This is a genomic window from Actinomycetospora aeridis, assembly GCF_037400275.1.
In the GTDB taxonomy this organism is placed as follows: domain Bacteria; phylum Actinomycetota; class Actinomycetes; order Mycobacteriales; family Pseudonocardiaceae; genus Actinomycetospora; species Actinomycetospora aeridis.
In genome coordinates this window covers 22,571-44,039 of the sequence record NZ_JBBEGL010000005.1, presented here as the reverse complement: position 1 = coordinate 44,039, position 21,469 = coordinate 22,571, and the positions used below count along the sequence as shown (strand labels likewise).

Below are 21,469 nucleotides of genomic sequence, written 5' to 3'. Positions count from 1 at the left end.
GTCATACCCGGCCCGGACGCCCGCGGACACCCGGCGGGGCCGACCGAAGTGAGGGTGGCCTCACTCCGGAACGACCACGCCCTCCTTGAGGAGCCGCCGGACCACGACCACCCCGTCGTCGGGGGCGAGTCCCGGCAGCTCCCCGGCGGCCACCGGATCGCCGTCGAGCAGGCGTTCGCACGCGGCGCGCGTGCCGGCGGGGAGGGTGAGCGTCCGGTCGGCGAGCTCGAGGACGACGTCCTCGTCGGCCGGCGACGGCCGCAGCCGGTGGTGCAGCCCGCGCCGGCAGCGCACGACGGTGGCCGTGTCGGCCGCGGTCGCCGCGGCGGCCTGGACGAGGGGGGCGACCGCCTCGGGGCGGTTGCCGTTCCAGGCGCGGCGGCGCAGGCGCCGGGCCACCCGGTCGGCGCGGTCGGCGTCCGGCGTCGCGAGGGTCTCGGCGAGCCGCGCCGCGACCGCCTCGACGTGCGGGGCGAGCGCGGCGGGGTCCGCGGCGTCGATCCCGAGCGGCAGCGAGCCACGCAGCTCCGGGTCCGCGGTGAGCGCGTCGACGAGCGCGTCCACGACCGCCCAGCGGGTGAGGACGTGGACCCCGATCGTCAGGTGGGCGCTGACCTCGCCCTGCGCGGTGGCCGAGTGCAGGTAGCCGCGCGGGAGGTAGAGGGCGTCGCCGGGCTCGAGGACCGCGTCGATCAGCGGCTCCTCGGCGGCCCGGGCGGCCACGGCGTCGGCGCGGTCGTTCCACGGCTGGGAGCGCAGCGGGTCGGCGTGCACGGGGGCGTGGACGTGCCAGCGCTTCGTGCCCGCGACCTGCAGGACGAAGACGTCGTGCACGTCGTAGTGCGCGGAGAAGCCGCGGGACGAGGCCGGCGTGACGTAGGCGTTCGTCTGGGCCGGGTGCCCGAGCTCGGCGGCGAGGTCGGTGACCAGGTCGGCCACCGGCGCCCACGTGCGGTGCACGCCCTGCAGCACCACCGTGTGGCCCTCGGCGAACAGCGCGGCCACGCGGTCGTCACGCACCTGGTCGGACACCTCGGCGCCGACGCCGCCCTCGCCCGTGAACTGGCGCGAGTCGACCACCGTGCCCTGCTTGGCGATCCGCAGGAACGGGGTGCGCAGGCCGCGCCGCGAGAGGAGCTCGTCGACCGCGGCGAGGTCGAACAGGTCGCCGAACGCCGGCGGGTGGTCGGTCTCCCCGGGCCCGTGGGGGCTGTGCTTCGCGAGGTCGGCGGCACGCGACAGGAGGGCTTCGCGGCCCCAGGTGCCCGCCGCGAACTCGTCGAGGTCACCCGCGACGAGGCGCCGCAGCGCCGGGCGGTCCTGGGACCGCCCGGCCGCTGTCGACGCTGGCGTATCGGTCGTCACGAGCCCTCAGGCCCCGCCGTCGGCACCGCCGTCGGAGCCGCCACCGCGGGCGCCGCCGTCGGCCGGGCCGTGCGCGCCCCCGTCGGCACCGCCGTCGGCGCCACCGTCGGAGCCGCCGCCGCGGGCGCCGCCGTCCGCCGGGCCGTGGCCCGCGCCGCCGTCCGCGCCACCGTCCGCGCCGCCGTCGGCACCGCCGTCGGAGCCGCCACCGCGGGCGCCACCGTCCGCCGGGCCGTGGCCCGCGCCGCCGTCCGCGCCACCGTCCGCGCCGCCGTCGGAGCCGCCACCGCGGGCGCCGCCGTCGGCCGGGCCGTGGCCCGCCGCGCCGTCGGCACCGCCGTCGGCCGAGTTGCCGGAGGCCCCGCCGTCGGCCGGGCCGTGGGTGATGTCGTCGTCGTTCACGTCGAACTCCAGGGATCGTGGTCTGCTCCGGGAGACCCTGCGTGGGGTGCGGGGCGCCCGGTGGGTGGTGGGTCGCGAGCACAGTGCTCCGACGACGCAGGCCGTACCCGGCGGAGGGTGATCTCACGCCCGGGTCGCCCGACAGGCGTGGTGAGGTCGGCGGGCCGCTGGCAGGGTCTGGCGCCATGAACCCGGAGGGATCGGTCGGCACGCTCGTCCTGCTGCGCCACGGCCAGAGCGACTGGAACGAGAAGAACCTCTTCACCGGCTGGGTGGACGTCGCCCTCTCGGCGCGGGGCGAGGGGGAGGCCCGCCGCGGCGGCGAGCTGCTCGCCGACGCCGGGCTCCTGCCCGACGTCCTGCACACGTCGCTGCTGCGCCGGGCCATCAACACGGCGAACATCGCCCTCGACGTCTGCGACCGCCACTGGATCCCGGTCCGCCGTGACTGGCGCCTGAACGAGCGGCACTACGGGGCCCTCCAGGGCAAGGACAAGAAGCAGACGATGGAGGAGTACGGCGAGGAGCAGTTCCAGATCTGGCGTCGCTCCTACGACACCCCGCCGCCACCGATCGACCCCGACGACCCGTACGCCCAGACCGGCGACCCGCGCTACGCCGACCTCGGCGACACGATGCCGCGCACCGAGTGCCTGGCCGACGTGCTGGCGCGGCTGCTGCCCTACTGGCAGGCGGCGGTGGTCCCGGACCTGCGCGCCGGGCACACGGTGCTCGTCGCCGCCCACGGGAACTCGCTGCGTGCCGTCGTCAAGCACCTCGACGGCGTCGACGACGCGACGATCGCCGGGCTGAACATCCCGACCGGCATCCCGCTGCGCTACGACCTCGAGACCGCCGCGGACGGCGACCTGCGACCGACCAACCCGGGCGGGACGTACCTCGACCCCGACGCGGCGAAGGACGCCATCGCGGCGGTGGCCAACCAGGGGCGCTGACGGGCCCGGTCACGTGAACGGCCGGGGAACGGCAGGCCAACGTCGTCCCCCGGACGCGTTGGACTGCTCACGCGGAGCGCCCGGAAGGGGCCGCGACGCCCCTACCATCGACAGATGTGACCGTCCCCGTGCTGGTGACCGTCGTCGTGGCCCTGGTGGTCGCGGCGCTCGGTGCCGTCGTCGGGGCCGCCCTCGTCCGGTGGAAGCGGGACGAGCCGGGGCGCGAACGCACCCGCGGCGTGCGCGGCCCGACGGTGGCCGAGCTCCTCGCGCGGCTGGTGCGCCGCTCGCAGTCGGGCATCGCGGTGATCAACCGCTTCGGTGACGTCGTGCTGGCCAACGAGCGCGCCGAGGCGCTCGGGGCCGTCGCCGACTCCCGCCCCGATCCGCGGCTGACCGCGGCCGCGGAGCGCGTGGCCGCCGGCGGCGAGCCGTGCGAGGTCGACCTCTCGCCCTCGACGTACCCGCCGGGGTCGACCCCGCGCACGATCATGGCGCACGTCCGCCCGCTCGGGGACGGCTTCGTGGCCGTCGACGCCACCGACACGTCCGCGGCCGTGCGGCTCGAGGCCGTGCGCCGCGACTTCGTGGCCAACGTCGGCCACGAGCTCAAGACGCCGGTCGGGGCGCTCGCCGTGCTGGCCGAGGCGGTGCTCGACGCGGACGACCCCGAGGAAGTCAGCCACTTCGCGACCCGCATCCTCAACGAGTCCCACCGCCTCGGCGCCCTCGTCACCGAGCTGATCGCGCTGTCGCGGCTGCAGGGCGCCGAGAAGCTGCCCGAGCTCGTGCGGGTCGACGTCGACGAGGTGCTCACCGAGGCGCTCAAGCGGGTCCGCGTGCCGGCCGAGGCGGCGAGCGCGGCGGGCAACGAGGACGCCCCGGATCCCCGCGAGCGGTTCCTGCTCGACGCGCCGAGCGGTCTCGAGGTCGCGGGCGACCGCACGCTGCTCGTCACCGCGCTGTCCAACCTGCTCGAGAACGCCGTGGCCTACTCGCCGGAGGGCACGCCGGTGTCCGTGCGGCGCCGCCGGCAGGGCGACCGGATCGAGATCTCGGTGACCGACCGGGGCATCGGGATCGCCCCGGAGCACCAGCAGCGGGTGTTCGAGCGGTTCTTCCGCGTCGACCCCGCCCGCTCCCGGGCCACCGGCGGCACCGGGCTCGGGCTCGCCATCGTCAAGCACGTCGCGGCCAACCACGGCGGTGAGGTCCGCCTGTGGAGCCGGTCCGGGGTGGGGTCGACGTTCACCCTGCGGGTGCCGGCGGCCCGCTCCGACGACGGCGACGAGGACCTCGATGGCGACGACGACCTCGACGCCGACCTCGGCACCGACTCCGACGTCGACACCGACCTGGCCCTCACCACGACGGGAACCGGTCCGGAGCCGGCCCCGACCGCTCCCGGAGGTTCCCCATGACCCGCGTGCTCATCGTCGAGGACGAGGAGTCCTTCGCCGACCCGCTGGCCTACCTGCTGCGCAAGGAGGGCTTCGAGACCTCCGTCGCCGGCACCGGCGCCGCCGCCCTCGACGACTTCGAGCGCCACGGCGCCGACATCGTCCTGCTGGACCTCATGCTCCCGGGGATGAGCGGCACCGACGTCTGCAAGGCCCTGCGGCAGCGCTCGGCGGTCCCCGTGATCATGGTCACCGCCCGCGACGCGGAGATCGACAAGGTGGTCGGGCTCGAGCTGGGGGCCGACGACTACGTCACCAAGCCGTACTCGGCGCGGGAGCTCATCGCCCGCGTGCGCGCGGTGCTGCGTCGCGGCCAGGACGGCGAGGCCGAGGGCGGCGCCGCCCCGGGCGGCGGGGGCGAGCGCCAGCTGCTGGAGGCCGGGCCGATCCGGATGGACGTCGACCGGCACGTCGTCACGGTCGAGTCGGCGGAGCCGGGCGGACGCAGCCTCGAGGTCCCGCTCCCGCTCAAGGAGTTCGACCTGCTCGAGTACCTCCTGCGCAACGTCGGCCGGGTGCTCACCCGCGCCCAGCTCATCGACCGCGTGTGGGGCGCCGACTACGTCGGTGACACCAAGACCCTCGACGTCCACGTCAAGCGGCTCCGGGCCAAGCTCGAGCCCGAGCCGTCGGCGCCGCGGCACCTGGTCACGGTGCGCGGGCTGGGCTACAAGCTGGACGCCTGAACGCCCCCGTTAGACTCCGGGACGTGCGACTCGGGGTCCTGGACGTGGGGTCGAACACGGTGCACCTGTTGGTGGTCGACGCCCAGCGCGGCGGTCACCCGACGCCGACCCACTCCACCAAGACGGCGCTGCGCCTCGCCGAGCACCTCACCGAGGGCCGGCTCGAGGTCGACGGTGCCGACGCGCTCGTGGCGGCCACCGCCGACGCCCGTCGTCAGGCGCTCGACCTGGGCTGCGAGGACCTGCTGGCCTTCGCGACGTCGGCGGTCCGCGACGCGTCCAACTCGCCCGCGGTGCTCGAGCGCGTGCGCGCCGAGGCCGGGGTCGACCTCCAGGTGCTCTCCGGCCCGGACGAGGCGGCGCTGACCTTCCTCGCCGTCCGCCGGTGGCTCGGCTGGTCCGCGGGCCACCTCCTGGTCCTCGACATCGGTGGCGGCTCGCTGGAGATGGCGGTCGGCCGCGACGAGGCGCCCGTGCACGCGATCTCGGTGCCGCTGGGCGCCGGGCGCCTGACGCGGGACTGGTTCACCAGCGACCCGCCGCAGCGCCAGGAGGTCAAGGCGCTGACCGACTACGCGCACGAGGTGCTGGCCCCGGCCGCGAGCACCCTGCTCGGCGAGGGCCCGCCCGACCGCGCGGTGGTCACCTCGAAGACGTTCCGCTCGCTCGCCCGGCTCACCGGCGCCGCACCGCGCAGCGCCGGGCCGCGGGTCCGGCGCCGGCTCTCGGCGGCCGGTCTGCGCCAGGTCGTGGCGTTCATCTCCCGCATGAGCTCCACGGACCTCGCCGAGCTCGAGGGCGTGTCGGCCAGCCGCAGCCACCAGCTCGTCGCCGGCGCCATCGTCGCCCACGAGACGATGACCGCCCTCGGCCTGGAGGAGGTCGAGGTCTGCCCCTGGGCGCTGCGCGAAGGGATCATCCTGGGCCGCCTCGACCAGCTACAGCCGGGCGGTGGGCTGGCGTCGGTCGACGGGCCCCTGGCGACTGGACGACCGACACTGCACGAGGCACGGTAGGGGTCGTGAACAGGGACGACGGGCCCCGACCGGGCAGCCAGCGCAGCGTCGCCGAGCTGTTGGCGGCCTACAGCGCCGAGTCCCAGCAGCCCCGCCGCCGCCGCTCCGGCGAGCCCGAGGACGCGGGCCCCCCGCGCAGCCCCGAGCCCGCGCCGCCCGCCGCCCCGAGCTACGGCGGCCCGTACGAGACGTCCTACGACGGTGGCTACGACACCGGCGGCTACCAGTCCGGCGGCTACGACACCGGTGGTTACGAGTCCGGGGGCTACGACACCGGTGGCTACCGGTCCGGGTACCAGGGCGGGGGGTACGCGGGCGGCTACGACACCGGCGGCCGGCCCGCCTACCAGGGCGGTGGCCAGCAGAACGGCGGCCACGACCCGTACGGCGCGACCTACGACCCGTACGGCGGGGGCTACGAGCCGCAGGGCTACGAGCCGCAGGGCTACGAGCCGCAGGGCTACGAGCCGCAGGGCTACGAGCCGCAGGGCTACGAGCCCCAGGGGTACGAGCTGCAGGGCCGCGACCCGTGGGCGGGCGCCCCGGCGGCACCGCCGATGCCCCCGATGTCCCCGTCGCCGCCGAGGCCGCCGATGCCCCCGGCCGGGCCGCCGCCCGGCCCGCCCGCGCCGCCGCCGGGGCCACCGCAGGGCGCGGCGCCGCCGGTCACCGGCACGCAGGCGTTCGGGACGCCCCAGACCGCACAACAGGCCGCCCCGCAGGCCGCCCCGCCCGCTCGGCCGCCGGGCCCCCTCGCCCCGATGCGCCCGGTGTCCGGCGTCCCGTCGGCGCGCGACGGCGGCCCGTCCACCGCGGTCTCCCCGGCCCCCGTCCCGCCGGGTGCGCCGCCGCCCCGCGGTGGTGCCCCGGACGACGGCGGCCCGCCCACCGCCGCGTCGACGCTCGGGCGACCGGGCCTCGACGACGACCTGGACGACGCCGACGACCGCTTCGACGACGACCGCTTCGACGACGAGCGCGACGACGTGCCCGCCGGCCTCGGCCGGGCCCCGGGCCGCACGCGGTTCAGCGACGACCCGGCCGACCGCGACGTCGACGTCGACGAGTACGAGGACGACCTGGACGAGGAGGAGGAGCCGCCGCGCGCCTCCGCGCGGGACTGGGTCGTCATGATCGTCCAGCTCGTGCTCGGCGCCCTGCTGGGTGCCGTGCTCTGGACGGTCTTCTCCTACCTCTGGCAGGAGCAGCCCGTCGTCGCGCTGGTCCTCGCCGCCGCCGCGACCACCGGCCTGGTGTTCGGGGTCCGCGCGCTGCGCCGCTCCGACGACCTGCAGACCACGGTGCTCGCGGTGGTCGTCGGGCTGGTGGTCACCGTGTCCCCGGCCGCGATCGTGCTGCTGAGCCGCTGATCCGTGACCTCCCGCCCGTCCCCGCGAGGGGGCCCGCCGGTCGCCATGTCGACCGCCTCGGTGTTCCCCGAGGACATGGACTCCGCCTTCGACGTCGCCGCCGAGCTCGGCTACGACGGCGTCGAGCTGATGGTGTGGACCGACCCGGACAGCCAGCGGCTCGCGTCGGTCGCCCGCGCCTCGGAGCGCACCGGCATGCCCGTCCTCGCCGTGCACGCCCCGTGCCTCGCCATCACCCAGCGGGTGTGGACGCCCGACCCGGCCGAACGCCTGCGCCGCAGCGCCGTGCTCGCGGCGAGTCTCGGGGCGCCCACCGTCGTGCTGCACCCGCCGTTCCGCTGGCAGCGCCGCTACGCGCTCGGGCTGGCCCGGCAGGTCGACGAGCTCGAGCGGGCCCACGGCGTGCGGATCGCCCTGGAGAACATGTTCCCGCTGCGTCGCGGCCGGCTGCGGTGGTCGAGCTACACGCCGGGGCACGACCCGACGCGGGAGGGGGCGCGCTGGTACACCCTCGACCTCTCGCACACCGCGACCGCGGGTGACGACGCCCTCGCCCTGCTCGAGCGCATGGGCGACCGTCTCGTGCACCTGCACCTCGGGGACGGCACCGGCCTGGAGCGCGACGAGCACCTCGTGCCCGGGCGCGGCACGCAGCCCTGCGCGGAGGTCTGCCGGCGTCTCGGGACGTCCGGGTTCGACGGCACGGTGGTCGTCGAGATCAGTACGCGGCGGGCCCGCTCGCGCAACGAGCGCCTCGACGCGCTCGCGGAGTCGCTGCTGTTCGCGCGCCTGCACCTCGGCACCGACCTGCCGCGCTCGCCCGTCCGCTAGCTGGGGCAGGATCGCCGTCATGGAGACGGTGGCGGTGCTGGGTGGCGGGAAGATCGGCGAGGCGCTGCTGGGCGGGCTGGTGTCGGCCGGGCGCGACCCGTCCTCGCTGCTCGTCGTCGAGGCCGTCGCCGCGCGGGCCGCCGAGCTCACCGGGCGCTACGGGTTCGCGGCCGTCGACGCCGCGGAGGCGGCGCGCCGGGCCGGCGTGCTCGTCGTCGCCGTCAAGCCGGGTGACGTGCCCGCCGCGCTCGACGAGGTGCGCGACGTCCTCGCCGGCCGCGACGCGCGCCCGGCCGTCGTCTCCCTCGCCGCGGGCATCCCGACCGCGGCGATCGAGGCCCGCCTGCCCGAGCGCACCCCGGTCGTGCGGGTCATGCCGAACACCCCGATGCTCGTCGGCCGGGCGATGTGCGTGCTCTCGCCCGGGGCCGCGGCGGGGGAGGCCGAGCTGGCGGCGGCCGAGGAGCTGCTCGCCGCGGTCGGGCGCACCGTCCGCGTGCCGGAGTCCCAGCAGGACCTCGCGACCGCGCTGTCGGGCTCGGGGCCCGCCTACGTCTTCCTGCTCGCCGAGGCGATGATCGACGCCGGCGTCGCGCTCGGGCTCCCGCGCCCCGTCGCGACCGAGCTGGTGACCGCGACCGTCGAGGGGGCCGGGGGGCTGCTCACCACCCCGGGCAGCGACGGTCGCGAGGGCGCCGCACCGCACCCGGGTCTGCTGCGCGAGGCCGTGACCTCGCCCGGCGGCACGACGGCCGCCGCCCTCGGGGCCCTGGAGGCCGACGGGCTGCGCGCCGCCCTCGCCACGGCCGTCACGGCCGCCCGCGACCGTTCCGTCGCGCTCGGCCGCCAGTACGGGTGACCAGACGCGGCGGGCGGCCGGAAGGATCCGTTCGTCGTGACGAGATCGTGTCGAGCGGTTCCGGCGTGGACGCTTGACGCGTCTGCCTGCACGGCCGCCGCACGAGCGGGTGAGGTCGAACCAGACGTCACACGCGTCCCGTTACCCTCATGCGCACAGCACGGCGTGTCGAACCGTCGGGAGGGGAAGCCCGACGGCACGGCCTGTGCGCGGAAGGCGTGAGACCCATGCCCAACAACACGACGGGTTCCGGCCCGCGGCGGGCGGACGGCGACAACCTGGCGAGGGTGCAGTTCCTGACCGTCGCCGAGGTCGCCGCCGCGATGCGCGTGTCGAAGATGACGGTGTACCGGCTGGTGCACAACGGCGAGCTGCCCGCGGTCCGCGTGGGCCGCAGCTTCCGGGTGCCCGAGGACGCCGTCCACGAGTACCTGCGCGGCTCCTACTTCGACGCCGGCTGATCACCGCCTGATCACCGCCTGATTACCGGCTGACGGGGTACGGCGAGACGATCGCCGCACCCCTCCACCACCGGTCGCCCGAGGGACGGCCGGTACGGTGGTGTGTCTGCGACCCGGTCGGTCGCCGGCCATCACGAGCGCTGTCACGTAGAGCGGTTCACGAGAGGTTTCCTATGGGTTCGGTCATCAAGAAGCGTCGCAAGCGGATGTCGAAGAAGAAGCACCGTAAGCTGCTCCGCAAGACCCGGGTGCAGCGTCGCAAGCTCGGCAAGTAAGGCCGCGACCCGCAGGAGAGTCCATCGCATGTCGGAGGCGCCGTCCGTCGTCCTCGTCACCGGGGTCAGCCGCTTCCTCGGTGGTCACCTGGCGGCACGCCTCGCGGCGGACCCGTCGATCGAGCGCGTGCTCGGTGTCGACACGACGCCGCCGTCGCGGGAGATGCGGCGGCGGATGGGGCGCGCCGAGTTCGTGCGGGTGGACATCCGCAACCCGCTGATCGGCAAGGTCATCTCCACCGCGAAGGTCGACACCGTCGTCCACGCGTCCCTCTCGGGCAACCCCGGCCAGTCCGGGGGCCGCTCGATGATGATGGAGATGAACGTCATCGGGACGATGCAGCTGCTCGCGGCGTGCCAGCGCTCCGACACGGTGCGCCGGCTCGTGGTCAAGTCCACCAGCGCGGTGTACGGCGCCAGCCCGCGTGACCCGGCGACGTTCACCGAGACCACCGAGCCCAAGGCGATCCCGCCGGGCGGGTACGCGAAGGACGCCGTCGAGATCGAGGGCTACGTCCGGAGCTTCTCGCGCCGGCGCCCCGACATCCCGGTGACGACCCTGCGGTTCGTCAACCTCATCGGGCCGCGCATCGACACGTCGTTCGTGCGCTACTTCTCGCTGCCGGTCGTCCCGGTGGTGCTGGGCTACGACGCGCGGGTGCAGCTGCTGCACGAGGAGGACGCGGTCGCGGTGCTCGAGCGGGCCGCGGCGGAGGACCTGCCCGGGGTGTTCAACGTCGGCGCCGCCGGGGTGCTCATGCTCTCCCAGGCCATCCGGCGGGCGGGCCGGATCTCGCTGCCCGTGCCCCAGCCCGCGGTGCCCTTCGTCGGGCGTTTCACCCGCCGGGCGCGGCTCGTGGACTTCTCGCCCGAACAGCTGCGCCTGCTGAACTTCGGGCGCGTGGTCGACACGACCAAGCTGCAGAACGAGTTCGGCTTCACCCCGCGCTGGACCACGGTGCAGGCCTTCGACGACTTCGTGGCCGGGCGCAACCTGCGCCCGGTCATCGACCCGGCGCGGTTCGGCCGGGCCCAGGACGCGGCGCTGGCCGTGGCCCGGGCCCTGCCCTCCGGCAGCTGACCGCCCGCCCCGCTCACCCCTCACCGCGTTCCGACAGGAGACGTCATGCCCGAGGCCCGGGTGATCCCGTTGCGCACCGACGGCGGGCGTCCCCGACCCCGTCCCGCGCCACGGCGAGCCAGCCGCCCCGGTGTCGGGTCGCTGCAGGAGCGCACCGCCGCGGCCCGGGGTCTCGACCCCGACCGGGCCGGCGAGGTGACGGGAGAGGGCATGGAGGTCGCCACGGACGCCGCACCGGCCGGGGGAGAGGTCACGGCGCTGCCGTCGCCCGCGGGCCCCACCGAGCTCGAGGCGCGGGTGGCCGAGATCGGGGAGTTCCTGCAGCGCCGGGTCACCGGCCGCTACACCGTCGACGCCTTCGGCTTCGACCGCGACCTCACCGAGCACGTGGTCATGCCGCTCCTGCGCCCGCTCTACGAGCGCTGGTTCCGCGTCGAGACGATCGGGACGGAGAACGTCCCGCTCTCCGGCGGCGCACTGCTCGTCGCCAACCACTCGGGGACGCTGCCCCTCGACGCACTGATGACGACGGTGGCGGCGCACGACGACCTGCCCGTCCCGCGCCACCTGCGGATGCTCGCCGCCGACCTCGTGTTCGGCCTGCCGGGCGTCGGGGCGGCCGCGCGGAAGGCCGGGCACACGCTCGCCTGCAACGCCGACGCCGAGGCGCTCCTGTCGGCAGGCGAGCTCGTCGGCGTGTGGCCGGAGGGGTTCAAGGGCATCGGCAAGGACTTCGCGGACCGCTACAAGCTGCAGCGCTTCGGCCGCGGCGGCTTCGTGTCGGCGGCCCTGCGGTGCGGCGTGCCGATCATCCCCTGCTCCATCGTGGGCGCCGAGGAGATCTACCCGAAGATCGCCGACCTCGGCCCGATCGCCCGCCTGCTGGGCGTGCCGTACTTCCCGATCACGCCGACCTGGCCGTTGCTCGGGCCGCTCGGGCTCGTGCCCCTGCCGTCGAAGTGGTACATCGAGTTCGGCGAGCCGATCCCCACCGACACCTACGACGCGGGGGCCGCCGACGACCCCATGCTGGTGTTCAACCTGACCGACCAGGTGCGCGAGAACATCCAGCAGACGCTCTACCGCCTGCTGGCGGGCCGCCGGAACGCGTTCCTGGGCTGAGGCCGGCCGCCCTCGTTTGTTGCAGCGAACGCGCTGTTCGCTGCTTCTACGCGTCCGAAGTCCGCGTTCGCGGCACAGACCTCGGGGTGCCGGCTTCGCGACAGGCACGTTGCGAACGGGGACTTCAAGCGAATCGAGGCAGCGAACGCCACGTTCGCTCCGAATGTCGCGGGCGGGGCGGGCGCCGAGGAGCAGCTAGCCCACCAGGCGGCGGCGGTAGGCCGCGCCCGCCACGACCGCGCCGGCGACGGCGCCCGCGCCGAGCACCGACGGGACGCCGATCTTCGCGGCCTTGCGCCCGGACCGGAAGTCGCGGATCTCCCACCCGCGGCGACGGGCCATGGCGCGCAGGTCGGAGTCCGGGTTGACGGCGACCGCCGTGCCGACCACCGAGAGCATCGGCGCGTCGTTGACCGAGTCGGAGTAGGCCGCGCACCGCCGCAGGTCGAGGCCCTCGCGGGCGGCCAGGGCGCGCACGGCGTGGGCCTTCGCCGGTCCGTGGAGCAGCTCGCCGACGAGCCGCCCGGTGAACACGCCGTCCTCGCTCTCGGCCACCGTGCCGAGAGCCCCGGTGAGCCCCAGCCGGCGGGCGATGATGCGGGCGAGCTCGAGGGGCGTGGCGGTGACCAGCCAGACCCGCTGGCCCGCGTCGAGGTGCATCTGGGCGAGCGCGCGGGTGCCCTCCCAGATCCGGTCGGCCATCAGCTCGTCGTAGATGTCCTCGCCGAGCTCGACCAGCTCCGCCACCGACTGACCGGCGACGAACGACAGCGCCTGCTCGCGGTGCGCCCGCACGTCGTCCGGGCTGCCCTCGCCCCCGAGGCGGAACTTGAGCTGCTGCCAGACGAAGCCCCGCATGTCGGAGCCCGAGAAGAAGTTCCGCGCCGCGAGCCCGCGGGCGAAGTGGAAGATCGAGGCGCCCATCATCATCGTGTTGTCGACGTCGAAGAACGCGGCGGCCGTGAGGTCGGGCGGCACCCGCGTCGACGGCGGCACCCGGTGGATGTCCGGCGCGTCGGCCGAGGCGGCCGCGGCGGCGGGCCCGCCCCCCGCGAGCTCGCCGTCGGGTGCGCCCTCGGGGGCCGGCGCGCCGGACGTCGGCGCAACGGTGACCTCGGCGGTCGGCCCGGCGCTCTCGGGCACCGACTCGAGGAGCTCGGAGGCGGTGGGCTCGGCGGCCGGGTCGTCGACGGCGGGGTCGCGCAGCGCCGCCTCGGCAGACGCCTCACCCGCGAGCCGTGCCGCCTCGTACTCCGCCTGCAACCGGCGCTCGCGCCGTCGTCCCACCGCCGGACCCTCCCGTCGCGTCCCGTCCCGGGACCGTGTGCCAGTCACACCGTCGGCCGGGGACACCGTCCGCCCGTGATCGCGTGCCGGGGCGGCACGGGACGAGCGGTCCCCGGTGCGGTGCTCACCCTAGTCGCGACCCCCGACCGCGGGGCGCGCCACGACCGGGCTCACGCCCGGCGTGGGAGGGGTCAGCCGAGGCTCAGACCGGGCAGACCGGGCAGGAGCGGCGGGACGTCGACCTGGGGCAGCAGCGGCACCGGCAGGGGCACCCGCACCGGGTCCGGCGACTCGCGCCGCTCACCGCCGGGCAGGAGGTCGTCCACCACGCCACCGTTGTCGTCGTCGGAGTCGCCGCTGCTCCGCGTCGAGGAGTCCTCGTCGGACGAGCTGCGGCTCGTCGAGGTGGTGGTGGTCGTCGTGGTGGTCGTCGACGTCGCGCTGGACGTGCTGGCCGCCTGCGAGCTCTCGGGCGAGGCGGTCGACGGCTCGGTGGAGGTGTTGCACTCCCGGGCCGGGACGGGGCCGAGGTCGTCGGACTGGTCGCCCGTCGCGCAGCGGGTCGGACCGCCGAGGGCGGCGGCACGCTGGCCGAGACGCTGCAGCATCTGCTGCGAGTCGGCGGCCGCCGCGCGGCCGTCGCCGTCGAGCGAGGGGCTGAGGGTGTCCAGCCGGGACGACTGCGCGCGGGCCCAGTCCTCGAGCTCACGCGGCGGGGGACCTGACGGCTGCGAGGCGAGCGGGAGGATCATCCGCGAGCCGGTGCGGGCCTGCTCGCCGAACGCCCGCAGGTTCTCGAGCACGAGCGCGGCCTCGTCGGGGCCGAGACCCGCGGCCGTGGGGCCGGTGCCGGCCGCGGTGGTGCTGTTGCGCGAGATGAGGTCGGAGACCTCCTCGAGGCGGGTCGCGGCGAAGTCGAGGTGCCGCTGCCCCTTGGCCTCCTGGCCGCTGGTCAGCCCGATCTCGGCGTTCTCGGAGGCCCGCTTGACGCCGTAGAGCATCTCGCCGGGCAGGGCGCCGCGGCTGAGCAGCACGGTCAGGGCACCGAGCAGCAGGATCGCGCAGGCGCCGCTGACCATCGAGGACATCACCCGCGAGGACCGGCGACGGGGCGCCCGGCCGGTGGGGCGGTTGTCGGCAGGACGGTCGGCGCCAGACCGTGTGCCCGACGGTGTGCCCGTCCGGCGGGCACCGGCCCGGCCGGCCCCCCGACCGCCGGCCGGACCGGTGTCCGTGGTGCGCAGGACGCGCGTGCCCCCGCGCGGGGCAGCCTCGGCGCCCCCGGTGATCTCGGCCATGACGGCGGCGCGCATCCGGGCGCTGGTCGCCGGGTCGGGCCCCGCGGCGTCCCGGCCGGCCGCACGCAGCGCGGCGACGAGGTCCAGCTCGAGGGCCTGGTGATCGGGGGCCTGGTGATCGGGCGCGGCGTCCCGCGACGGCCCGGCACGATCGGGGGGCGCCGGACGACCCGTGGCGTCCCGCTGCTCCCAGACGCGAGCGGAACGCTCGTCGTCCTCGTCGTGCCCGCTCGCCATGCCGTCCGTCCTCATCGTCCGCGCGTCACGGTCGGTACGCGCCGTGGTCGTCGCAGAGGCAAACGAACGGACAGCCGACCGGTTACGTCGATGCGGTGTGCGGTTCGAACTACACGGATGTCACTCACCGCAGACCCTCGGGCAACAGTTGAGCGAGCCGACGGACCGCACGGTGCTGGAGGGCCTTCACCGCCCCCTCGTTGCGGCCCATGATCTCGGCGGTCTCGGCCACCGAGAGGCCCTGCAGGAAGCGCAGAGCGATGCATTCCTGCTGGTCGTCACCGAGTCGGGCGACGCATCGCAGCAGCTCGGCGTGGGTGGCGCCCGCGATGACCTCGGACTCCGGACCCGGGCGGAAACTGCTGGGGGCGACGTCGGCGACCTCGGCCGTGGAGCTCTCGAGCCGGTACCGGCTGGACTTCACGTGGTCCAGCACGAGGTTGCGGGCGATGGTGACGAACCACGCACCGATGTCGCGGCCCTGGTAGCTCACCGACGTGATCCGGCGGAAGGCGCGGACGAACGTCTCCTGGGTGAGGTCCTCGGCGGCGGGGCGGTCGCTGAGGCGGAAGAGGATGAACCGGAAGACCGTGTCGTGGTACCGGTCGAACAGCTGCCCGAACGCCGCGGTGTCGCCGTCCTGCGCCGCGCGGACCAGCACCCAGCCCTCGGCCCGGGAGCCGTCGTCGTCGGGCAGCTCGTCGACGAGGTCCTCGTCGAACTCGTCCTCGTCGGGGGTCTCCGCGGCGTCCTCGGGCACGCCGCCGGTGACCGTGTGGGTCGCCGTCGGGTCGCCGGGCGGCTGGAGGGGCGGCTGGAGGGGCACGGCGGCGGTGGGAGCGGCGCCCGAGGGCTCGGGGATCTCCGGCGGCGCCGGGGGGAGCGGGCCGGTGCCGTTGCGCGGGGCGGGGGGTGCCGCGTCGGGGCGGGGCACGCCGATCGGCGGCGTGGGGCGGCCACCCGTTCCCGCGCCCGGTCCGCGGCGCGCCGGGCGGGTGGTCCCGGTCGCGGTGTCGCCGTGGGGCTGCGGGGAGGACGGCGGCGGCCAGGTGTCCTCGCGCCGGCGCTGGGCCGGGTAGAACGGAGCGGTCGGCGGGGCGCCGTTCGCGCGGGCGTCGATCACCGGCTCGGGCGGGGTGTCGGTGCCGGTGGCGCCCCGCGACCGGCCGGGCCCCGTGCTGTGCCCACCGCCGTGCCCCCCGCCGTGCCCGCTGCCCCGCGCCGGCCGGTGGCCGGCGCCGGGCTCGTCGGCGGGATCGGGTGCGGCGCGCCTCACGGGGCTCCGGGGGCGGTCGACGGGTGCTGCGGGCGTCGAGAACGGCCGGAGTCGCGCGCGCACGTCCGGCCGTGACGGCCGGCAGCGTCGGACATGCCCTCTCCCTCGATCGACCTCTCCCGATCCGGTCCCCCCGCTCGGGAGGGCGTCGCCGAGGGAGCATACGTGCGGCGCGATCCCCCCTCGCACCGGCGCGCCCGCGGGCCGGGTGACCCTCTCCGACCTGCACGAACGGTGCGACGAGCGGCCGTTCGGCGGTATCGCGGGGCTCCGCGTGGGGCCCTGACGACCGTGCGAGACTGCCGCCGGGCGGTGCACCGCGGGGGTGCCGGAGGGAGGCGACGAGCCGGTGGCGGACGAGCGGTCCGACGAGCGGGCGAGTGCGTCGGTGGACGGTGCGACGGACGGTCGTCCCGGCGGGTCGGCGCGCGTGCTCGTGCTCGTGCGCGCCGACTGCCGGACCTGCGACCGGATGGAGGGCGTGGTGCGCGAGATCTGCGGACGCGTCGGCGAGGAGCACGAGGTGCTCGACGTCGACGGACCGGGCGCCGACCCCGAGTGGCGCGCCGAGTACGGCGACCGCATCCCCGTGACCCTCGTCGACGGCACCGAGGTCGGGTCGTGGCGCCTCGAGCCCGACGAGCTCGTCCGCGCCCTCGCGGCACTGGCCGGCGGGGGCGCCCGGTGACCGCTCCGGCGCCGGGGGACGTGCCGGTCCTGCAGACCGCCTCGTCGCTCGTGGTGCTGGCCGCGGACACCTACTCCTCGCTGCAGGCCCTGCCGTTCGGTGGCGGGGCCTCGGCGCCCGCCCCCCTGCGCGACCTCCTCGCGACCGCGCTGGACTCCCTCGCCACGGCCCGCACCGACCTGTCGACGGCGACCCGCCGGGCCGGCGGCCGCGTGCAGACGGGCGCCGACCCCCGCTACGCCCCCGTCGTCGAGCAGGCGCTGCCGACGGTGCGTGGCCCGGGTGACGTCGTCGGGCTCGCGCTCACCCTCGAGGACGTCCTCGCCCAGACGCTCGTGCGCGACGTCGTCGACCTCTCGACACCCGACGTGCGCCGCACCGTCGCGGGGCACGCCGCGGCCGCGGCGCGGCGCAAGGCCGTCCTGCTGACCCTGCAGGCGCTGCTGTCCACCGGGCGCTCCGAGCTGGTCGCCTCGCCACCGGACCTGCAGGCCCTCCCGCCCGCGGCGGGCACCGTCGGTTTCCCCGACGTCCTGTTCCCCACGGAGAAGGCGTCGCCCGCGACCGAGGGGGCGCTCCGATGACCGCGATGTCGGGCGGGATGCCGGGCGGGGTGTCGCGACGTCGCGTGCTCGCGGGGCTCGGCGCGCTCGCCGGCCTCGGTGCGCTCGCCGCCTGCTCCAACGACGCGCCGCCCGGCACCCCGCCGTCGAGCGCCCCGCCGGCACCGACGACGACCACGACCGCGGCGCCGCCCACCTACGCGGGCGAGGCGGCGCTGGTCGCGCTCGGCGCCGCGGTCTCCGGCCTCGCGGGGGACCTCCTCGGCCAGGCGGCGGCCGGGGCCGGCCAGGGGCGCTACGGCGCCGTGCCCGGGACGGTGGCGGCGTTCCTGTCCGGTGCGGCGGCCCAGCACGTCGCGCACGCCGACGCGTGGAACCGGTTGCTCACCGCGGGCGGGCTGCCCGCGGTGGACGGCGCTCCGCTCTCGGTCGAGCCCGCGCTGCGCGGACGCCTGGACGCGGCGCGCGCCCCGATCGACCTCCTGGGCCTCGCCGCCGACGTCACCGCGACCGTCGCGGCCACCGTGACCGCGATCGTGGGCGAGGTCACCGACGCGTCCGCCGTCACGCTCGCGGCGGGCGTCGGGCCGGTCGCGGCCATGCACGGGGCGACCGCGGACTTCCTGCTGGGACGTCCGCCCAGCGCACCGGCGGACCCCACCGCCGGAGCGCTCGGCACCGACGCCCTCACCGTCTGACACCGGCGTCCACCGGACGGCGCACCGGGGGTGCCGGGCACCGCGGGGAGGCCCGGGAAGCAGCTCCGGAGAAGGCGACGAGCGGTCGGATCGGGCAGAATGGAGCGCGCTGGACTTCCCCGCCGGTCGGCATCAGGCCTGCCCGACGCGGCGCGGCCCGGTGGGTCGCGGCGATTTTGTGCGTGCGTTCACGAGCGCTAGCGTTGTCGGCGGCGGGTACAGCGACGTCCGCGTGGTGCGGGCCCCGCGACGGGCACGGGAGTGCCGGCCGCGGCACGCGGCGAAGGACGACAGGAGGCGCCCGGAAGTGACGGTCGACCGTGGCACCCGGCCTGCTCGCCGCCCGGTGCGCTCGGCCCGGGCGCCCGAGGACGGCCTCGCGCCGGTCGATCCCGACGATACGGGCAGCCGCCCCGTGCCCGAGGCGACCGTCGCCCGCCTGGCCGTCTACCTGCGCGTGCTGACGACGCTGCTCGCCGAGGGACGCGGCACCGTGTCCAGCGAGGAGCTGGCCGCGGCCGCGGGCGTCAACTCGGCGAAGCTGCGCAAGGACCTGTCGCTCATCGGCTCGTCCGGCGTGCGCGGCGTGGGCTACGACGTGTCGCGGCTCGTCGCGGAGGTCGAGGCGACGCTGGGGCTGACCCGCCCGCACGCGGTGGCGCTGGTCGGCGTCGGCAACCTCGGTCACGCCCTCGCCGGGTACGGCGGCTTCGCGCAGCGCGGCTTCCCCGTCGCGGCGCTCTTCGACGTCGACCCCGCGCTCGTCGGCACCACGATCGGCGGCGTCGAGGTCGAGCACGCGGACACCATCCCGTGGGTCTGCGCCGAGCGCGGCGTGACCATCGGCGTGGTGGCGACGCCCGCGCCCGCCGCCCAGCAGGTCTGCGACCACCTCGTCACCGCGGGGGTGCGCAGCATCCTCAACTTCGCGCCCACCGTGCTCGCGGTGCCGGCGGGGGTCGAGGTGCGCAAGGTCGACCTGGCGGTGGAGATGCAGGTGCTGTCGTTCCACGTCGCCCGCCGTCACGGCACCGTCCCCGCGGCCGGACCCACAGCCACCCCGCGACAGACCCCGCGAGAGGCGGTCTCACGATGAGCCTGCTCCTGGTCGGCGTCTCGCACCGCACCGCCGAGGTGCCCGTGCTCGAGCGCGTCGCCGTGTCCGGAGACGACACCCGCAAGGTCCTCGACGACCTCCTGACCGGCGAGCACGTCACCGAGGCGATGCTCGTCTCCACGTGCAACCGCGTCGAGATCTACGCGGTCGTCGAGACCTTCCACGGCGGGCTCACCGAGGTGTCCTCGGTGCTGGCCCGCCACGCCCACGCCGAGGTCTCCGACCTCACCGACCACCTCTACGTCCACTACGCGGGCTCGGCGGTGGAGCACCTGTTCTCGGTGGCCGCCGGGCTCGACTCGATGGTGGTCGGGGAGGCGCAGATCCTCGGCCAGCTGCGCGCCTCCTACGCCGAGGCCCGCGAGCTCGGGTCGGCGGGCCGGGTGCTGCACGAGCTGGCCCAGCAGGCACTGCGCGTCGGCAAGCGCGCCCACGCCGAGACCGGGATCGACGCCGCGGGCGCCTCGGTGGTCTCCGAGGCCCTCGCCGACGCCGAGGCCGCGCTCGGCGGGCCGGGCGCGCTGGCCGGACGCCGCGCGCTGGTGGTCGGCGCCGGGTCGATGGGCGCGCTGTCCACCGCGCACCTGCGCCGCGCCGGCGTGGACGACCTCGTGCTCGCCAACCGCTCCGAGCAGAACGCCGAGCGGCTCGCCGTGGCCCTGCGCACCGAGGGCGCGCTCGCCCGGGCCGTCGGCCTGGACGCCCTGCGCGCCGAGATCGCCGCCGCCGACGTCGTCGTGGCCTGCACCGGCGCGGTCGGCACCGTCGTCGGCGCCGACGACGTCCGGGCCGCCCTCGCGTCCCGCGACCCGGCCGCGCCGGACCTGGTGGTGTGCGACCTCGGCCTGCCCCGCGACGTCGACCCGCGCGTCGGCGACCTGCCGGGCGTCACCGTCGTCGACCTCGCCGCCCTCGGTGAGCGCCTGCGGTCCGCGAGCGCGGGCCGCGCGGTCGAGGAGGCCCGCTCGGTCGTCGCCGAGGAGGTGCGCGCCTACTTCGCCGCCCAGCGCACGGCCGAGGTGACGCCCACCGTCACCGCGCTGCGCCGCCGCGCCGCCGAGGTCGTCGACGCCGAGCTGCTCCGCCTCGACGGGCGCCTGCCCGACCTCGACGGCCACGCGCGCGACGAGGTCGCCCAGACCGTGCGCCGCGTGGTCGACAAGCTGCTCCACACCCCGACCGTGCAGGTCAAGCGCCTCGCCCAGTCGCCCGGCGGCGACACCTACGCCGAGGCGCTGCGCGAGCTGTTCGAGCTCGACCCGCAGACGCCCGCCGCGCTGGCCGCCACCGAGACCGCCAGCGTCGAGCCGGGCAACGGCGTGGACCAGGCGCTCGCGGTCGACACCCGCGGGGGGCGCCGATGACGGCGATCGACACCGCCGCGGCCCCGCTGACGGGCGAGGGCGCCCGCACGATTCGCATCGGGACCCGGGCGAGCCTGCTGGCGCGCACGCAGACCGACCTCATCGCCTCCGCGCTCACCGAGGCCGGGGCCACCGTCGAGATCGTCACGATCGCCACCGACGGCGACCGCAGCCAGGCCGCGGGCACACCGATCGCCCAGACCGGAGTCGGGGTGTTCGTCACCGCGCTGCGGGACGCCGTGCTCGCCGGCGACATCGACGTCGCGGTGCACTCCTTCAAGGACCTGCCCACGGCGTCCGTGGCGGGGCTGACCCTCGCGGCCGTCCCGGCCCGCGAGGATCCGCGGGACGCGCTCGTCGCCCGGGACGGGATGGTGCTCGGCGAGCTCCCGCCGGGTGCCGTGGTCGGCACCGGGTCGCCGCGGCGGATCGCGCAGATCGCCGCGCTCGGCCTGGGGCTCGAGCTCGTGCCGATCCGGGGCAACGTCGACACCCGCATCGCGAAGGTGACCCGCGGCGAGCTCGACGCCGTCGTGCTCGCGCGCGCCGGGCTCGCCCGGCTGGGGCGCGTCGGCGAGGCCACCGAGGTGCTCGACCCCCTGCAGGTGCTGCCCGCCCCCGCCCAGGGGGCGCTCGCCTGCGAGTGCCGCGCCGACGACGCCCAGCTTGCGGGCTTCCTGCGCGCCACCCTGCACGACGAGTCCGTGGCGGTCGCCGTCACCGCCGAGCGCTCCGTGCTCGGCGGGCTGGGCTCACCCTGCGGCGCCCCGGTGGGGGCGCTCGCCGAGGTCGTCGAGGACCTCGACGACGACGGTCGCGTCGTCGAACGGCTGTCGCTGCGCGCGGTGGCCGCCACCGCGGAGGGCGCGCTCGTGCGCGGTTCCGCGACCGGAGAGACCGAGGACGCCGAGCGGATCGGCCGTGAACTGGCCGAGGAACTGCTCGCCGACGGGGCGGAGCCGAAGGGGCTCGCCGGAGACGAAGCGCAGCGGAGCTCGACCCATGTTGCGCCCGGGACCGGCGACCAGCCCCCGCCCGCCTCCTGAACACCACGATG

The 21,469-nt window shown here is 76.3% G+C and carries 22 protein-coding genes; 17 read left to right on the top strand and 5 right to left on the bottom strand.

Annotated features, from left to right (window positions below; translation table 11 throughout):
- Positions 1 to 60: 60 nt before the first annotated feature.
- Both WCD41_RS18335 and WCD41_RS18330 read right to left on the bottom strand, forming a co-directional pair.
- Positions 61 to 1,365, bottom strand: coding sequence for a cupin domain-containing protein (locus WCD41_RS18335; protein WP_337714979.1), 1,305 nt, complete (start codon positions 1,363 to 1,365; stop codon positions 61 to 63).
- 6 nt (positions 1,366 to 1,371) lie between these two features.
- Positions 1,372 to 1,767: a hypothetical protein gene (locus WCD41_RS18330; protein ID WP_337714977.1), complete on the bottom strand. Its 396-nt coding sequence runs from the start codon at positions 1,765 to 1,767 to the stop codon at positions 1,372 to 1,374.
- A gap of 185 nt (positions 1,768 to 1,952) precedes the next feature.
- On the opposite strand from WCD41_RS18330, the gene WCD41_RS18325 reads away from it, so the two are divergent.
- The 11 genes from WCD41_RS18325 (at position 1,953) to WCD41_RS18275 (ending at position 11,884) form a co-directional block, all read left to right on the top strand.
- On the top strand, positions 1,953 to 2,723 hold the full coding sequence (locus WCD41_RS18325; RefSeq protein WP_337714975.1) for a phosphoglyceromutase: 771 nt from the start codon (positions 1,953 to 1,955) through the stop codon (positions 2,721 to 2,723).
- Positions 2,724 to 2,839: 116 nt separating this feature from the next.
- Positions 2,840 to 4,144 (top strand): sensor histidine kinase, encoded by a 1,305-nt coding sequence (locus WCD41_RS18320; protein ID WP_337714973.1) that lies wholly within the window; start codon positions 2,840 to 2,842, stop codon positions 4,142 to 4,144.
- A complete protein-coding gene (locus WCD41_RS18315; protein ID WP_337714971.1) occupies positions 4,141 to 4,869 on the top strand; it encodes a response regulator in 729 nt (242 codons plus the stop codon). The genes WCD41_RS18320 and WCD41_RS18315 overlap by 4 nt, the downstream gene beginning before the upstream one ends.
- Positions 4,870 to 4,892: 23 nt before the next feature.
- Complete coding sequence (locus WCD41_RS18310; RefSeq protein ID WP_337714970.1) at positions 4,893 to 5,885, top strand: Ppx/GppA phosphatase family protein; 993 nt, start codon at positions 4,893 to 4,895, stop codon at positions 5,883 to 5,885.
- 5 nt (positions 5,886 to 5,890) lie between these two features.
- Entirely contained in the window at positions 5,891 to 7,255 is a 1,365-nt protein-coding gene (locus WCD41_RS18305) for an Rv0497 family membrane protein (RefSeq protein ID WP_337714967.1), read from the top strand.
- Positions 7,256 to 7,300: 45 nt separating this feature from the next.
- Complete coding sequence (locus WCD41_RS18300; protein ID WP_337714965.1) at positions 7,301 to 8,086, top strand: sugar phosphate isomerase/epimerase family protein; 786 nt, start codon at positions 7,301 to 7,303, stop codon at positions 8,084 to 8,086.
- 19 nt (positions 8,087 to 8,105) lie between these two features.
- Entirely contained in the window at positions 8,106 to 8,945 is an 840-nt protein-coding gene (proC, locus tag WCD41_RS18295) for a pyrroline-5-carboxylate reductase (protein WP_337714963.1), read from the top strand.
- Between the two features lie 227 nt (positions 8,946 to 9,172).
- On the top strand, positions 9,173 to 9,406 hold the full coding sequence (locus tag WCD41_RS18290) for a helix-turn-helix domain-containing protein (RefSeq protein WP_133830068.1): 234 nt from the start codon (positions 9,173 to 9,175) through the stop codon (positions 9,404 to 9,406).
- Between the two features lie 173 nt (positions 9,407 to 9,579).
- On the top strand, positions 9,580 to 9,681 hold the full coding sequence (locus WCD41_RS18285; protein ID WP_010241351.1) for a 30S ribosomal protein bS22: 102 nt from the start codon (positions 9,580 to 9,582) through the stop codon (positions 9,679 to 9,681).
- Between the two features lie 28 nt (positions 9,682 to 9,709).
- Complete coding sequence (locus WCD41_RS18280) at positions 9,710 to 10,762, top strand: NAD-dependent epimerase/dehydratase family protein (RefSeq protein ID WP_337714961.1); 1,053 nt, start codon at positions 9,710 to 9,712, stop codon at positions 10,760 to 10,762.
- Between the two features lie 45 nt (positions 10,763 to 10,807).
- Positions 10,808 to 11,884 carry a lysophospholipid acyltransferase family protein gene (locus tag WCD41_RS18275; RefSeq protein WP_337714959.1) on the top strand — a complete coding sequence of 359 codons (1,077 nt, stop codon included), beginning with the start codon at positions 10,808 to 10,810 and terminating at the stop codon, positions 11,882 to 11,884.
- 195 nt (positions 11,885 to 12,079) lie between these two features.
- On the opposite strand, the gene WCD41_RS18270 is transcribed toward WCD41_RS18275, so the two are convergent.
- The 3 genes from WCD41_RS18270 to WCD41_RS18260 form a co-directional block, all read right to left on the bottom strand.
- Positions 12,080 to 13,171 carry an HAD family hydrolase gene (locus tag WCD41_RS18270; protein WP_337714957.1) on the bottom strand — a complete coding sequence of 364 codons (1,092 nt, stop codon included), beginning with the start codon at positions 13,169 to 13,171 and terminating at the stop codon, positions 12,080 to 12,082.
- Positions 13,172 to 13,362: 191 nt separating this feature from the next.
- On the bottom strand, positions 13,363 to 14,706 hold the full coding sequence (locus tag WCD41_RS18265; protein ID WP_337714955.1) for a DUF5667 domain-containing protein: 1,344 nt from the start codon (positions 14,704 to 14,706) through the stop codon (positions 13,363 to 13,365).
- 124 nt (positions 14,707 to 14,830) lie between these two features.
- On the bottom strand, positions 14,831 to 15,466 hold the full coding sequence (locus tag WCD41_RS18260) for a sigma-70 family RNA polymerase sigma factor (RefSeq protein WP_337716060.1): 636 nt from the start codon (positions 15,464 to 15,466) through the stop codon (positions 14,831 to 14,833).
- Between the two features lie 904 nt (positions 15,467 to 16,370).
- Here WCD41_RS18260 and WCD41_RS18255 point away from each other — a divergent pair.
- The 6 genes from WCD41_RS18255 to hemC all read left to right on the top strand — a co-directional run bounded on the left by WCD41_RS18255 (position 16,371) and on the right by hemC (position 21,458).
- Entirely contained in the window at positions 16,371 to 16,670 is a 300-nt protein-coding gene (locus WCD41_RS18255) for a glutaredoxin family protein (protein WP_337714953.1), read from the top strand.
- Entirely contained in the window at positions 16,667 to 17,254 is a 588-nt protein-coding gene (locus tag WCD41_RS18250) for a hypothetical protein (RefSeq protein ID WP_337714951.1), read from the top strand. The genes WCD41_RS18255 and WCD41_RS18250 overlap by 4 nt, the downstream gene beginning before the upstream one ends.
- Positions 17,251 to 17,931, top strand: a complete 681-nt coding sequence (locus WCD41_RS18245) for a hypothetical protein (RefSeq protein ID WP_337714949.1) — start codon at positions 17,251 to 17,253, stop codon at positions 17,929 to 17,931. Before WCD41_RS18250 ends, WCD41_RS18245 begins: the two co-directional genes overlap by 4 nt.
- A gap of 307 nt (positions 17,932 to 18,238) precedes the next feature.
- Complete coding sequence (locus WCD41_RS18240; protein ID WP_373695151.1) at positions 18,239 to 19,027, top strand: redox-sensing transcriptional repressor Rex; 789 nt, start codon at positions 18,239 to 18,241, stop codon at positions 19,025 to 19,027.
- On the top strand, positions 19,024 to 20,412 hold the full coding sequence (locus WCD41_RS18235; protein ID WP_337714947.1) for a glutamyl-tRNA reductase: 1,389 nt from the start codon (positions 19,024 to 19,026) through the stop codon (positions 20,410 to 20,412). Before WCD41_RS18240 ends, WCD41_RS18235 begins: the two co-directional genes overlap by 4 nt.
- On the top strand, positions 20,409 to 21,458 hold the full coding sequence (hemC, locus tag WCD41_RS18230; RefSeq protein ID WP_337714945.1) for a hydroxymethylbilane synthase: 1,050 nt from the start codon (positions 20,409 to 20,411) through the stop codon (positions 21,456 to 21,458). Before WCD41_RS18235 ends, hemC begins: the two co-directional genes overlap by 4 nt.
- The last annotated feature ends 11 nt before the right edge of the window (positions 21,459 to 21,469 follow it).

Coding starts and splice junctions, on each gene's coding strand:
- WCD41_RS18325 (WP_337714975.1), top strand. CDS start 1,953: ATGAACCCGGAGGGATCGGTCGGCACGCTCGTCCTGCTGCGCCACGGC.
- WCD41_RS18315 (WP_337714971.1), top strand. CDS start 4,141: ATGACCCGCGTGCTCATCGTCGAGGACGAGGAGTCCTTCGCCGACCCG.
- WCD41_RS18300 (WP_337714965.1), top strand. CDS start 7,301: ATGTCGACCGCCTCGGTGTTCCCCGAGGACATGGACTCCGCCTTCGAC.
- proC (WP_337714963.1), top strand. CDS start 8,106: ATGGAGACGGTGGCGGTGCTGGGTGGCGGGAAGATCGGCGAGGCGCTG.
- WCD41_RS18290 (WP_133830068.1), top strand. CDS start 9,173: ATGCCCAACAACACGACGGGTTCCGGCCCGCGGCGGGCGGACGGCGAC.
- WCD41_RS18285 (WP_010241351.1), top strand. CDS start 9,580: ATGGGTTCGGTCATCAAGAAGCGTCGCAAGCGGATGTCGAAGAAGAAG.
- WCD41_RS18280 (WP_337714961.1), top strand. CDS start 9,710: ATGTCGGAGGCGCCGTCCGTCGTCCTCGTCACCGGGGTCAGCCGCTTC.
- WCD41_RS18275 (WP_337714959.1), top strand. CDS start 10,808: ATGCCCGAGGCCCGGGTGATCCCGTTGCGCACCGACGGCGGGCGTCCC.
- WCD41_RS18265 (WP_337714955.1), bottom strand. CDS start 14,706: ATGGCGAGCGGGCACGACGAGGACGACGAGCGTTCCGCTCGCGTCTGG.
- WCD41_RS18245 (WP_337714949.1), top strand. CDS start 17,251: ATGACCGCGATGTCGGGCGGGATGCCGGGCGGGGTGTCGCGACGTCGC.
- WCD41_RS18235 (WP_337714947.1), top strand. CDS start 19,024: ATGAGCCTGCTCCTGGTCGGCGTCTCGCACCGCACCGCCGAGGTGCCC.
- hemC (WP_337714945.1), top strand. CDS start 20,409: ATGACGGCGATCGACACCGCCGCGGCCCCGCTGACGGGCGAGGGCGCC.